General features: G+C 44.2%; 17 protein-coding genes. 12 read left to right on the top strand and 5 right to left on the bottom strand.

Annotated features, from left to right (window positions below):
- Positions 1-75 precede the first annotated feature (75 nt).
- Positions 76-849, top strand: coding sequence for an enoyl-ACP reductase FabI (fabI, locus tag NOM72_RS03760; protein ID WP_023468879.1), 774 nt, complete (start codon positions 76-78; stop codon positions 847-849).
- A gap of 112 nt (positions 850-961) precedes the next feature.
- Positions 962-1,180: a hypothetical protein gene (locus NOM72_RS03765; RefSeq protein WP_023468878.1), complete on the top strand. Its 219-nt coding sequence runs from the start codon at positions 962-964 to the stop codon at positions 1,178-1,180.
- A gap of 4 nt (positions 1,181-1,184) precedes the next feature.
- On the opposite strand, the gene NOM72_RS03770 is transcribed toward NOM72_RS03765, so the two are convergent.
- A complete protein-coding gene (locus NOM72_RS03770) occupies positions 1,185-1,697 on the bottom strand; it encodes a YjcG family protein (protein ID WP_023468877.1) in 513 nt (170 codons plus the stop codon).
- 145 nt (positions 1,698-1,842) lie between these two features.
- On the opposite strand from NOM72_RS03770, the gene NOM72_RS03775 reads away from it, so the two are divergent.
- The 3 genes from NOM72_RS03775 to NOM72_RS03785 are packed head-to-tail and all read left to right on the top strand — an operon-like array spanning position 1,843 to position 3,502.
- Positions 1,843-2,385 (top strand): phosphatidylglycerophosphatase A family protein, encoded by a 543-nt coding sequence (locus NOM72_RS03775; protein WP_034786059.1) that lies wholly within the window; start codon positions 1,843-1,845, stop codon positions 2,383-2,385.
- Entirely contained in the window at positions 2,385-3,005 is a 621-nt protein-coding gene (locus NOM72_RS03780) for a phosphatase PAP2 family protein (protein WP_023468875.1), read from the top strand. The genes NOM72_RS03775 and NOM72_RS03780 overlap by 1 nt, the downstream gene beginning before the upstream one ends.
- On the top strand, positions 3,005-3,502 hold the full coding sequence (locus NOM72_RS03785) for a hypothetical protein (protein WP_055968682.1): 498 nt from the start codon (positions 3,005-3,007) through the stop codon (positions 3,500-3,502). The genes NOM72_RS03780 and NOM72_RS03785 overlap by 1 nt, the downstream gene beginning before the upstream one ends.
- 55 nt (positions 3,503-3,557) lie before the next feature.
- Here the strand turns inward: NOM72_RS03785 and NOM72_RS03790 are convergent, their stop codons facing one another.
- From NOM72_RS03790 to NOM72_RS03805, 4 genes are all read right to left on the bottom strand, one after another.
- The gene (locus NOM72_RS03790) at positions 3,558-4,433 is read right to left on the bottom strand and encodes a DegV family protein (RefSeq protein ID WP_023468873.1); all 876 of its coding nucleotides are present in this window, start codon (positions 4,431-4,433) and stop codon (positions 3,558-3,560) included.
- Between the two features lie 65 nt (positions 4,434-4,498).
- Positions 4,499-5,824, bottom strand: coding sequence for a branched-chain amino acid transport system II carrier protein (brnQ, locus tag NOM72_RS03795; protein ID WP_255997844.1), 1,326 nt, complete (start codon positions 5,822-5,824; stop codon positions 4,499-4,501).
- A 346-nt stretch (positions 5,825-6,170) separates the two neighbouring features.
- Positions 6,171-6,464, bottom strand: coding sequence for a hypothetical protein (locus NOM72_RS03800; RefSeq protein WP_023468871.1), 294 nt, complete (start codon positions 6,462-6,464; stop codon positions 6,171-6,173).
- A gap of 247 nt (positions 6,465-6,711) precedes the next feature.
- Entirely contained in the window at positions 6,712-7,464 is a 753-nt protein-coding gene (locus NOM72_RS03805) for a hypothetical protein (protein ID WP_235147585.1), read from the bottom strand.
- A 111-nt stretch (positions 7,465-7,575) separates the two neighbouring features.
- On the opposite strand from NOM72_RS03805, the gene NOM72_RS03810 reads away from it, so the two are divergent.
- From NOM72_RS03810 to NOM72_RS03840, 7 genes are all read left to right on the top strand, one after another.
- On the top strand, positions 7,576-8,133 hold the full coding sequence (locus NOM72_RS03810) for a GNAT family N-acetyltransferase (protein WP_023468869.1): 558 nt from the start codon (positions 7,576-7,578) through the stop codon (positions 8,131-8,133).
- Positions 8,134-8,141: 8 nt separating this feature from the next.
- A complete protein-coding gene (locus NOM72_RS03815) occupies positions 8,142-8,855 on the top strand; it encodes an alpha/beta fold hydrolase (protein WP_035396687.1) in 714 nt (237 codons plus the stop codon).
- Positions 8,856-8,941: 86 nt separating this feature from the next.
- Entirely contained in the window at positions 8,942-10,033 is a 1,092-nt protein-coding gene (locus NOM72_RS03820) for a conserved virulence factor C family protein (RefSeq protein ID WP_023468867.1), read from the top strand.
- A gap of 360 nt (positions 10,034-10,393) precedes the next feature.
- The gene (locus tag NOM72_RS03825; protein ID WP_023468866.1) at positions 10,394-10,606 is read left to right on the top strand and encodes a hypothetical protein; all 213 of its coding nucleotides are present in this window, start codon (positions 10,394-10,396) and stop codon (positions 10,604-10,606) included.
- A 79-nt stretch (positions 10,607-10,685) separates the two neighbouring features.
- Complete coding sequence (locus NOM72_RS03830; RefSeq protein WP_255997847.1) at positions 10,686-11,132, top strand: BsuPI-related putative proteinase inhibitor; 447 nt, start codon at positions 10,686-10,688, stop codon at positions 11,130-11,132.
- Positions 11,133-11,165: 33 nt separating this feature from the next.
- Positions 11,166-11,984, top strand: coding sequence for an ammonia-dependent NAD(+) synthetase (gene nadE / locus NOM72_RS03835; RefSeq protein ID WP_035396689.1), 819 nt, complete (start codon positions 11,166-11,168; stop codon positions 11,982-11,984).
- Positions 11,985-12,099: 115 nt separating this feature from the next.
- Positions 12,100-13,371 carry an FAD-dependent oxidoreductase gene (locus NOM72_RS03840; protein ID WP_255997850.1) on the top strand — a complete coding sequence of 424 codons (1,272 nt, stop codon included), beginning with the start codon at positions 12,100-12,102 and terminating at the stop codon, positions 13,369-13,371.
- The last annotated feature ends 32 nt before the right edge of the window (positions 13,372-13,403 follow it).

Consider the following 13,403-nt stretch of genomic DNA (forward strand, 5'->3'; position numbering starts at 1 on the left):
TTGACAGAAGCGTTACGTTTTTGTAACCTGAAGATAGGTTTTATTACCAGGTACTAATTCAAGGGGGACTTTATCATGAATATTTATCCTTCACTCGAAGGCAAGACGTACGTCGTCATGGGCGTCATTAACCAACGTTCGATTGCATGGGGTATCGCACGTGCGCTCGACGCTGCTGGAGCAAGCCTGGCATTTACATATGTCGGAGAACGTTTCAAGGCACCACTTGAAAAATTAGGACAAGAATTATCACGACCGGCTTCTTATTATACGTGTGATGTCACGAGTGACGAAGAGATTGAACAGGTCTTCCAAATGATTCATGCGGACCACGGTAAGATTTCAGGGATCGCTCACTCGATCGCATTCGCGGATAAAGAAGCGCTTCGCGGTGAGTTTTCTGGGGTAACGCGTGAACAGTTTGCGCAAGCACTTGATATCTCAGCCTACAGCTTAACAGCAGTCGTCAAGGCCGCGAAGGATTTCTTCACGGAAGATGCATCCGTCATCACGTTGACATACCTCGGTGGTGAGAAAATGGTTCCGAACTACAACGTCATGGGTGTTGCGAAAGCCGCATTAGATGCAAGCGTTCGTTATCTCGCTGCTGAATACGGTCAGCAAGGCGTTCGTGTCAATGCGATTTCAGCTGGTCCAATTCGGACAGTATCCGCAAAAGGTGTCGGCGACTTCAATTCCATTCTTGATAGCATCGAAGAACGAGCGCCACTTCATCGTAACGTGACGACGGAACAAATTGGTCAAAGTGGATTGTTCTTGCTTTCGCAAATGTCGAGTGGGGTGACAGGAGAAATTCTTCACGTCGATAGCGGATTCCACATTCTTTAATAAACGATCGATTAAGCCAGGCTTTCCCATGCGGGAGGCTTGGTTTTTTTTGTGCTCGATCGGGGAACTACCAAATATAAGTGTCACTAGAAGGAGAGAGGAAGTGCAGAGGATGAACGCAATCGATTTTACAGTCGTACAATATGTCAATCGTCAAGTACGTGTCGATCCACAGCTAAAGACTGAACCAGTCGCTCGAGTTCAACCGATACGCCCAACTGACCCTTACCGCGAACACGAAGCGGACGACTTTTTAGAAGAACAGGCAAATGCATACGGTGTATTACCAGAACTAAAACTTCCCGGTCGAAGCTTCGACCGGGAAGTTTAATCATTCATTGACCTGTGAAGCGGAATGTCTCATAGACACTCCAAGCACCGTTCTCCAGTTCATACAATAAAGCCATTTTCGTGACGTCCTCTTGGAAACGGATATCTTCCATCTTGAGACGTTCTAGTACATCGAACAGTTCGACATCCGACAGTTCTTGACCGATTGTGATGTGTGGCAAGAAATCGTATTTCGGCTTATGTTCGAGTGGTCCCGTATGCAAAGCGCGATGTAATTGTTCTAACTCATCCGTCGGCATTACTTTAAGGAACAAGACATTGTTCGTCGGATGGAACGAACGAGCTCCTTGGATGTGCAAATTGACAGGCTTCGTTTCGGACGCGATTCGATTCAACTCCGTCACGATGTGGTCTAATTCTGTCTCATCAACTTCCATCCGCTCCCGTAGCGTGATATGAGGTGTGATCAGTGCATACTTCGAGTCATATCTCTTTCGGTATGAATTTGCAAAATCTTGAACGCGTTTCGATGGAAACAATACAACCCCGATGTTCATCGAAAATCCCCTACTTTCCCCTGAAATGATAACGCTTTACAAAATAATCATGACGGATTCTGGCGTCGATGTCAAAGAAGTTTGAGAGGAGGTTCAGAATCCGTGTATACTAATGAAGTACTTTGTTGGAGAGGTGGATATAGTCATGAAGAAAACACATTCAAAAGAGGTCAAACAGGCAGCTATCGATAAGTTACATGAACGAGGGGTGACGATTCATGCAATCGCTGAGATCGTTTACCAAATGCAGGCCCCCTACACGGTGGATCTGACAATTGAAACATGTGTCAGTTCAGTAGAACGTGTTCTTGAAAAACGTGAATTACAACATGCGATTCTCGTCGGAGCAGAACTAGACATCTTGGCGGAAAAAGGGTTATTATCAGAACCCCTCCTGTCCATCATCCAAAGCGATGAAGGGCTATTTGGCGTAGATGAGACGATTGCGATTGGTGCCGTCAACACGTATGGTTCGATTGCGGTTACGACGTTCGGCTATTTGGATAAAGCAAAGGTCGGTATCATCAAAGAACTCGATACGAAGCTTGGGGACGGAAAAGTCAATACGTTCATGGATGATATCGTCGCAGCCATCGCAGCAAATGCATCCGGACGACTAGCGCATCGTTTGCGAGATAAGGAAGACTATTCAGCAGAAGAATTAGAAGAACGTAAGGGGACATACTGATGCGAGGTGCGAGAGGGGCATGGATTGGTGCATCCATCGCTGTCGTCTTATTCGTGATCATCGCTGTCTCCATTCGGACGACAGGCTATTTTTTATTTGATGCTCAATTATCGTCATATATGTCGCAACACGTCCCAGGGGATTACGTTTCTTGGTTCACTCAACTCGGATCAGGTCCAGGGGCGATGACGATGACGGTGTTACTTGGAATACTGAGTTATGTTTTGTGGCGGGATCGCATTGCAAGTATCTGGTATGTAATCATGGCAATATCAGTAGGTGTATTGAATCAAGTCGTTAAATTTGCCTTTGTCCGAGAGCGCCCCTCATTAAATGAATTGGTCGGTGGCGTAGGATACAGTTTTCCGAGTGGTCACTCAGCGATGGCTTTTGCCGTCTATACCGGATTTCTCGTTGTTGCGTTTCGTCATTTGAAAACAGGTGGGAAGGTACTTGTATCGATCGTGACGATTGGATTATTCCTCGCCATGGGAGCTTCTCGAATCATTTTAAACGTTCACTATTTCTCAGATGTCATCGGTGGATATTGTTTTGCCGCGATTCTTTTATGTAGCTCCTATGCATTCATCGTCTCCCGTAGAAAAAAAGGAGTGGCTTGATGTTACTGTTAGATGTTGATCATAGTTTATTATTTGATGAAGAGACGATGCGCTCCATCGACAAGCCGACGTTGCTTGTCGAGCGAGTCGCTGGGCGACCTCGTTTTATGACGATGCGAGCGCATCTTAGATTAAAACGGTTAGTATCGATTAACGGTGTTGTTCCGGTGACGAAACGAACGATGGAAGAGTACCAGCAGTTGGAACTCTTTCAAATCGATGCGCCACCGAAGTGGGCGATCATTGACGGTGGAAAGATTTTGCTTAAAGAAGGAAAAGTGGATCGTCGATATGAAAATTGGCTTCGTCAGTTCAATAAGGAGACATCACTTGATTCCATCCTTGAGTATCTCATCGAAATGGAACAAGTTTCGATTGATGTATATCCTTCTGAGACGTTATCCAGTGTAATCACGCTTCCGCATGAGCCGATTCAACGGACGACGGACGAAGCCGTATTATTAGAAGAACTATTTCGTAAGTATGAAACGACATGAAAAAACCGGACGGTCTCAAGCAGACCGTCCGGTTTTCATCGTTTCGTGCAAGATATCAAGTTGTTGGTAAAGGAATCTCATCGAACCAGTACACACCGACCGTCTCAGCGCCAGCATGTGCCAAGATGGAAGGACCAAATTGGGTAATGCGTACTTGAAGCTCCGGATGTTCTGTAGAAATCAAGCGCCGTAATTCTTCAGCAGCGGCATGAGCGAGCGTATGACTGACATAAAGCGTCCGATCATATACACCATGAGCACTGACTTTTGATGAAATTTCACTGACCATTTCTTTAAAAGCTTTTTTGATGGAACGGACTTTTTTAAATGGGACAAGTCGTCCTTCCTCATTAAATTGAGCGATTGGTTTAATATTGAGCATGTTTGCTAGTAAAAATTGACTTCCTGAGACACGTCCGCTCCGTCGCATCGTCTCCATATTTCCGATGATCAGATAAAAATGCGATTTGTGTTTGAATGTCTCAAGCGTAGACATGACTTCATCTGGACCTTTACCAGCAGCAACGAGTCGTTGTGCGATCCGGACAAGTTCTTGCTGATTCGCAGCACCTGTATACGAATCAATCGCGTATAAGGGGAAACCGACAGCTTCAGCTGCAGCGACGGAACTCGAATATGTGCCGCTCAGTCCACTCGTGATATGAATCGCATACCCATAATCATAGCCATCTTCAAGCAATTGTTCATACAAGGTTACGAAGTCACCGAATGATGGTTGAGAAGTCGTCGGTGAAACGTGAGAATCTTCTCGCATTTTTTGATCAAGCTGTTCAATCGAGATATCGACATACTCCCGGTAAGACTCTCCGTTTAAGATGAGTAAAGTCGGTATCACATGGACTCCGATTTTTTCAGCCTCTCCTGGCTCAAAAAAAGCCATGCTGTCGGTAATCCAAGCAATCTTATCCATGTATATGACGCCTCCATTAATAGAACCATTTTGTTCATCATACCATAGCGATGAAAGCGGAATCACTAGCTAGCGCGTTTTTGTGTGATAGAAGCACTGGAAACGTGTCCAAACCATGAACTGATACCGAAGGCGATGAGTGTTGGGAATAACCATTCTAAACTTTGATCCACTAAAGGTAAGGATTGATAGAACGTCTTAAGATTTCCCGGGAAAAGCGAAAGTTGATTCAACGCACTACAGAATGAGAAGAAAATTGTTACACCAAGAGTTGATTGATAAACAACCGACTTACGACGGAACAGATGACGCATGAATGTCAATGCGATCAAGACGATGACGATTGGATAAAGGAACATCAATACCGGAACAGCAATGGATAACAATGTTTGCAATCCGACGATCGATACCGTAAGACCAAGAGCAGTCGTGAAGATACTTGCCGCTTTTAAAGATACACGGTTGGAAATCGTCATCATATATTCTGCAAATGCGGTGACGAGACCAACTGATGTCGTCAAACATGCAAGCAGAATCGCAAGACCAAGTACGGCTAAACCGATTGAGCCAAACGCAGTATTCGCATAATGTTGAAGAAGTGCAGGACCATCGACTTTGCCAATGGCAGCGAACGTATTCCGCCCGATCATCCCAAGTCCGACGTATACGAGAGTCAAAGCGGTGGCAGCGATGATTCCAGCGCGAGTCACGACTTTAAATTGTGCTTTTCGTTCATGAACGCCTCGACTTTTTAATGTATGAAGTACGACGACACCGAATACTAAGGCGCCGAGTGCATCAAGCGTTAAGTATCCTTGAAGGAAACCTTGAATGAATGCTTGTCCAGTCGTCTCATATGCTTCATTTGGTGAAGCGACGCTCGAGAGTGGTGAAATGATGCTACTAATGCTTAATGCGGCAAGGGCGATCAATAACAATGGTGTGATAAAACGTCCGATGATCTCAAGTAATTTTCCTGGTCGTAGTACGAGATAGAGTGTAGCAAGGAAAAAGAGACTTGATGAGATGATCAACGTCATTTGTGAGGGAGCACCAAGGAATGGTACGACTCCGAGCTCATATGTGACGACCGATGTTCGTGGGATCCCGAAAAAGGGACCAATCGCAACATAGAGTGCAAACGTCAATGCAGCACCTATAAAACGAGGAAGTGGTGCAGCAAGTGTTTTGATGCCACCTCCGATAGAGGCAACTGCAAGTAAGCCGAGTAAAGGAAGACCGACACCTGTTACGATAAAACCGAGGATGGCAGGAAGGAACTGTGTGCCCGCAAGCGCTCCGAGTTCCGGTGGGAAAATCAGGTTACCCGCACCGAAAAATAAAGCGAAAATCATAAATCCTAAAGCAAATGTATCTTTTGTCTTAAACATGTGTTGTCCTCCATTCATCCTAATTTCATAAAAAAAGCCTCATCCACTAAGTTTGTGGATAGGCGTCGTTTGCTCAGACGCCTTGTCGAAATGACGAAAAGGGCCTGGATCTTCATTTTCTCAAACGAGAAATGAATCTTCAGTCCCTACTCTTAATCACAATCAGTCGTTCTTGGATGAGCGTTACGTGTGTCATGTTTAAAACCTCCTGTTTGAATTTTTCTAAGGATAACATGAAGAATTTAATAAAACAATATTTTCTGAAAATTCATCACCGAATTTTTGAAAATAAATAACGCCTCTAGTAGAGATGAGTTTCTCTACTAGAGGCGTTTCGGATTACATATCAGCTCGTTGCAATCGAGCGCGTTTTTTTGTGGCGTTTCAATTTATGGAGGAGCCAAGCGTGAACGACCTCACAGGATTGACGTGGTAACGTCAGTTCAACAAGCGATTCCTGCTGTTGCCCTCTAATGATGAAAAGTCCATTTTCTTCATCGACAGGGGCGATGGTCATTGAACTCGCTTCATTCAGCGACAATTTCACTTCACCGAGTGTCGCATCCTTTAATTTCAGGATGTTCCCATTTGTCGCAAATTTCGTGAATGAGCCAATTCCGTTCACTTTTAACTGATCCATATTGAATTCCTCCTTCTGCTGATTCCAGTACTATCCCTATAAAAAACAGGGTCTAACTTCTATCTTGAAAAGGTTATCCTCATTATAGCGAAGTCTTCACAAGATGCTAGTCTTATTTTGTGTGAAAATTCGAAAAATTTTTTAACAATATTGTCATATGGATAGGAATACCTGTTAAGAGGCAATCGTGATATGAAATTCAAATAGAACAAAAGCATCCTTTTCCAAAAGAAAAAGATGCTAAAGGTCAATCTAACTCAAAACTCCATTTCTTTTTGCGACAAACAAGCGATCCACGTCGAAGGATCGATTCTTTCTCTGCTTCAAAATCTTCATGTAATACGTTCATGTCTTCGTACCGTCCTGCTACATAGACGGGAATCGTGATATTTCTTGAGAAAACAGACCGTTTTGCACTTTCGAAATCAATCAATACTCCTTCTTTGAGAAGATGACGGATATGAATCATGATTTCAGCTGTTAAAGCGATCGAGGCGACGGATCGTGCGTGCTGACGAAATTTCCGTTGTACGAGATCAGAGATAAGTTGTTCTACCCGTGACCAATCCTTCAAGTAGACAGAAGCATGAAGACCATCGTGTTCGCTAAAATAGACCAGTTCATTCTCGATCGAGTCAAGGAAAGGAAGCGGTGTCCCTCGTTTCATATGCATTAAAAATAATAACTCCGCGATTTCGACATCCGTCAATACATCAAGTGAATGAGAGGAGCGAATATCAATAGCAGTCAAAGGATGACGCTGGACATCCGTTGATTGTGAAAACTGTTCGATCTCATGCGCTTCGATGTAATGAAGCATCGTTCGAAACGATTGTTTCGTCTGTTTGAAATCACTTCCTGAAATGAGTAAAGGACGTTTCAAATCGACGGCTGCAGCGAAATCAGAGAAATGTACTCCTGACATCGTTAATCGTTGATTTTCCTCGTCCTCATATAAGTAAAGTAACGCACTCGACATACCACTTCGCTTCCTTTCCATGACTAACTCCTTCATAATTTAATAGTAGCAAAACTTCGAATTGCCTGAAAGGATATTTACTTCTGAAAACGGGCATACTACATAGAGAAGCATAAAGAGAGGTGATGGAGCATGTGGGGCTTGCGAAAGCCTTTCCCGGAATTGCGGACCGAGCGCTTCATATTACGTGAGCTCGAAAACCGTGACGCACGCGAATTGTTTAAAATCCTATCGGACGATAAAGTCATGTATTATTACGGATCAGATCCGCTCGTGACGGTCTATGAAGCTAAAAATGTCATCAGTTACTTTAAAGAACAGTTCACGCAAGGTAAAGCGATTCGCTGGGCAATTGCTGATGCACAAACGAATCAATTGATCGGTACGATCGGTTTTCATAACTGGCTGTCTCAATACCATCGGGCTGAAATTGGTTTTGAAGTTAGTCAAGATTATTGGCAACGTGGTGTCGCTTCGGAAGCGGCAAGAGCTGTTCTGACATATGGCTTTGAAGAATTTGCTCTCCATCGAATCAGCGCCCTCGTCGCACCTGAAAACCTCGCTTCTAACGCATTGGTTCAAAAATTAGGATTCAAAGCAGAAGGATTACTAGAAGATTATGCATACAGTCATGGTCGTTTCATGGATTTGACGATGTACCGTATGCTCGCATCTGAATGGAAGGGATGAGGTAGTCAATGGAAAAACAAACACTTGTACTCCTGCATGGATTTACAGGAGGAACAGATTATTTTAATCGGGTAGAGGCAAATTTACGACATTCCTTTGATGTCTTACCACTAAGTTTACCGGGGCATGAGGGACTTGATGTTGGTCCGGATACGATTGAAGGCTTTGCCGAATGGGTCATGCATGAACTTGATCGACGTGGTATCAAAAAGCCGATCATCATCGGACATTCCTTTGGTGGATACATCACAGCTGCAATCGTTGAAGGGTATGCGGATCAAATCAGTGGATACGGTCTTGTGTATTCGACAGCTAAAGCAGATGATGAACAAGCGAAACAAAAACGAAATCAAAACATCACACGCGTTGAAGAAGTCGGTGTCAGAGAATTCGTCAATGGTCTTGTTCCATCCTTATTCGCTGAAGGGGCAGATGAGTTCGCTGTCGCTGAAGCACTTGAAATCGGGTACATGATGACGGTCGAAGGAGCGATTCGTGCGCTCTCTGCGATGCGAGATCGGCGAGATATGACGAAGGTCTTGACGAGGTCAAACGTGAAGGGTGTCATCATTCACGGCACGAAAGATCAACTGATTTCAGAGGAAAGTGCATTTGCACCAAAGAATGATCATCTCATACATCGGTCAACAGACAGTGGACACATGGGGATGCTTGAGACACCGGATGCTTTCGTTGCAATCATCGAAGAGGCATTCAAGTAAGTTTTTGCCCTACAGTCACGTCTGTAGGGCATTTGCTTTGCATTTCAGATTAGATATCTGAAATGATAGAAATGGAGGGGATACACATGAAAATCGTAGCGATTGAACCAACACCAAGTCCAAATAACATGAAAGTCATCGTTGATGAGGTCTTTCCGGAAAAGGGGCAGACATTCGAGCATGCCTTTGGCGCACCGGAACACATTCAGCGATTACTTGAAATACCTGGCGTTAAGTTCGTTTATCAGGTCAGTGACTTTTTATCGATCGAGCGTTATCCGAAATATGATTGGCGCTCGCTTGTCATCGATATACGACGTGCGTTCGGTGAAACGTTGAATGATGTTGAACAGCACGAGACAGATGCTGAGTATGAGCCTGTCCATCTATTCGTGCAGTTCATTTTAGGCGTACCGATGCAAATCAAAGGTGTGAAAGGATTAGAAGAAAAACGAGAAGGACTGTCGGAACGTTTCCGAGAAGCAGCGCTATTCGTCCAACCATTCGTTCAGAATGTCATTAGCGATCGACGCTGGGTGGAACAAGCACCTCGATACGGAGATCTTGACGAAAGTTTGCGTGAAGTAGCGAATGAGATTGAGATTGCCTATCCAGTCGAACGTATCGAACGTCTCAAGTCGCTCGCAGCAGGAGAAGATATTACGTTTAGCGGTCAAGCGATTCAATCATCCGATTGGAAAGAACGATTCGCGGCGCTCGATGAATTACCTGTTGAGATGGAATGGGTTCCAGCTTATGCTCGCCTGTTACAGGATGAGAAGATGCAAATTCGGCGTCAAGCGATTGTAAAGCTTGGGATGTTCGAAGATCACCGAGAAGAACTGTTAGAGTATTTGACGAGTGCACTGCATGATCCGTCAGGGATCGTTCGTCGGACAGCAGGCGATACGATTTCAGATTGGGCGATGCCAGAAGCTGAACCAATGATGATGGAAGCGTTAGCGGATAAAAATAAATTAGTACGCTGGCGAGCTGCACGCTTCCTGTTTGATGTCGGAACGGAACAGTCAATCCCAAGACTGCGTGAAGCAAGCCGAGACCGGGAATATGAAGTAGCTCTACAAGCCGAACTCGCATTAACGCGGATCGAGAGTGGGGAAGAAGCACTAGGAACGGTTTGGCAGCAAATGAATCGAATGATAGATGAAAGTTCATGAGAACTTAAAAAATAATTGAGTGAGAGAATCATTCGACAAAATGAGTCACTAATTGTCTAGGTATATATTCCCTGTTTCCTAAAAATACTGGTAAAATAATCAAAATCATGTTGTCATCTTTTTGAAATCGAAATGAAATGTGTTGGAAATGCTTATTAAAACGCTTGCATCTAACAACTAAATGGATTATTCCAAAATATCCCTGATGAAATTGAAATATTGTTTTGAAATGAAATGTCGAATGACAATTTTCTTCTTTTTTCTGCCCTTTGGTACAGTTAACCTACAATAACGAATTCGGAACATGTAGGTCATCTCTTGGCTGGGCATTATGAATGAGAAAAGGGGAGAATCGGGGATATGTTACTTTTCGCTGAAACGGATTTAGCAGTAGGATATAAGGAACGGACAAAAACAGGGGTATATGTAACGATCGAAACAATCGACAGTCGTACGATTACATTAGTCGCACCAGCAAACGCGGCAGAGGATATTTGTGACGAACTGTTTGCGACAGGACTAGAGCAATTGTTTTCATTCAAGATGAATCCATCGACTTTACCTGTGGCATAAGTGAATAACCGTGCGAGAGAGGAGAATCCTCTCTCGCTTTTTTTGTGATAAAATTATTAGAGATAAAAGGAGGGATGAGATGAAACGTCTCGTTTTCATTCTGCTACTGCTTTCTGTTTGTTTAGCAGGTTGCCAAGAAAAGAAACAACAGGCAACAACAACTACGAACGAACCGATTCGGATCGCAGTCAAAACGACAAAGCAGGACGACATGATGCAATTAGACATTTCTTTAACGAATCCAAATGATCACAGTGTGAACGTGACGTATCCTTCCTCACAACGTTTTCAGGCTCAATTGATTGATGCGCAACAACACGTAACGTATGATTTTGAGAAAGAGCAAGTATTCACGCAAGCGATTGAAAAAGATACGTTCACGAAACATGAAACGAAACAGTATACGGTTGAATTACCAATCTCCTCTTTAGGTGATAGCAAGGAAGTTCGCGTATCGACAATCCGTCAATTCAAGGGAGCAAGTGCAAAACAAACGACGGATCAACAAATGATTGATTCAAAATGACGATCAACACAATGTGAAGGAGTGAAGCGATTCATGCAAAAAGAAATCATCCAAGTAACAGGAGTAAAGCCTGTCATTGACCCAGCACAAGAAGTAAACGAGCGGGTAGCCTTCTTGAAAGCGTATCTCAACCATACAGGAGCAAAAGGATTCGTATTGGGCATCTCAGGGGGACAAGATTCTTCGCTCGCAGGTCGTCTGTGCCAACTGGCAGTTGAAGAGTTGCGAAAAGAAGAGGGGAAAGATGTCGCATTTTATGCGGTCCGCTTGCCTTACGGGGAACAACAAGATGAAGCAGACGCACAGACAGCCTTGACGTTCATTCAACCGGATCATTCGCTTCGTGTGAACATTAAACCAGCAGTTGAAGCATCGATGCAGGCGTTCAAAGAAGCGACAGGTGCAGAACTTTCCGACTTTAGTAAAGGAAATACGAAAGCGCGGGAGCGAATGAAAAGCCAATATGATTTAGCTGCTCATTATGGCTGTTTAGTCGTTGGAACGGATCATGCAGCTGAATTCGTGACGGGATTCTACACGAAACACGGTGATGGTGCATGTGATTTGACGCCATTGACAGGACTGAATAAACGGCAAGGGAAACAACTGTTACGTTACTTGAACGCACCAGAAGTCTTGATTGAAAAAGTTCCGACAGCAGACCTTGAGGAAAATCGTCCGGCACTACCAGACGAAGTGGCACTTGGTATGACATATGAAGAAATCGATGACTACTTGGAAGGAAAGACGATTTCAGAAGCAAGTCAAGAAAAGTTAGAGACGCAGTATAAACGTGTTGGACACAAGCATCATATGCCGGTCTCACCACTCGATGAATGGTGGAAAGCATAATCCAAAATAAGGAGGCGTGATTTCAAGATTGAAATCGCGCCTTTTTTCATGTTCTTCGATTCTTCTTCAATCGTTATGGGAAAAGAAAAGAAATGACGATTGAGGAGGCGGGAGTATGACGATTGGTATCATAGGTGGAGGGTTATCCGGCTTGACGGCAGCGGCATTATTCGCAAAACAAGGAACGCCGGTCACGCTCTGGGATGCGGGATTACTTGGAGGACGTGCCACCTCTCAAACCGTAAAAGGATTTACGTTTAATTACGGTGCTCATGCGATTTATGGACGCGATCAATCGATTCTTCGCAAATTAACGAAACAGCTCGGTATCGAAGTGACGTGGCTGGATTTCTCAGCAAGTCGTGCGAAATATGAGTTTTCAGGTCATTTGACGGCAATTCCTGCGAATGCCTGGGGATTATTGAAAACAGAAGTCATCGAAGGAACGAACAAAGTACGTTTCACATGGGAAATCATTAAAACGATTTTACGAGTCGAACGAGGGGATCCGCAACAATCAATCGGGCAATGGTTAAAAACAGAACGAGTCGATGAACAAGTGGCACAGTTGATGCTTGATTTGGCATCAACGAACTTTTTTACGGCAGAACCCGAAAAAATTCCGTCAGACGTCTATTTCGAGTATTATCAAAAACTTTTTCGGACGCGCAAGCCTGTCTCATACATCGAAGGTGGATGGCAAGGGTTAGTTCAGGAGTTGGAACGGATCATCCTAGAAAACCGTGGAGAGATCCTGAAAAAAACAAAAATAACAGCAGTCGAATCGACTAAGACAGGATTCTTAGTACGTGATCGAAAGAAACAAGAATGGAACGTCGAACGGATCATCTTTGCCGTACCACCGCGTGAAATCTTAAAAATAGCAACCCCAACTGCCATTCAACGATTTGTTACACCGTACGCGAGCCATGAACCGGTAGAAGTATTCGTGTATGATCTTGGACTTCATCCGTATATCCAAACACCGTATTCATACATCTACGACCGTTCGCATCGAGCGTTCATCACGGATTTATCACATTATGATGCAAGTCTTGCACCGAAGGATGGTCAAGTCCTTCAAGCAATCGCCTATCTTGAACACGATCGACTTGAGGATCCTGATTATATTGGACATGTCCGAACAGGAATCGAACAGATGCTTGATGTTCATTTTGCAGATTGGCGACAACGTATCGTCGCAGAACGAACGATCAAACGAGCAGTCGTACAAGAAATCAAATGGAAAATGGGGCAAGCGCCGCTTGCGACTCATATTCCGGATCATGCAGGTGTCGCTTTCGTCGGGGACTGGTGTGAAGGTACGGGACAGCTCTCAGAGCTTGCGTTCTCAAGCGCCGTCAGCGTCTTCAATCGATGGGCGTGATATCAAACGACAAAAAAGAGAAGTCGAATCGA

The sequence above is a fragment of the Exiguobacterium sp. LL15 genome (assembly GCF_024436095.1).
Taxonomy (GTDB): domain Bacteria; phylum Bacillota; class Bacilli; order Exiguobacteriales; family Exiguobacteriaceae; genus Exiguobacterium_A; species Exiguobacterium_A indicum.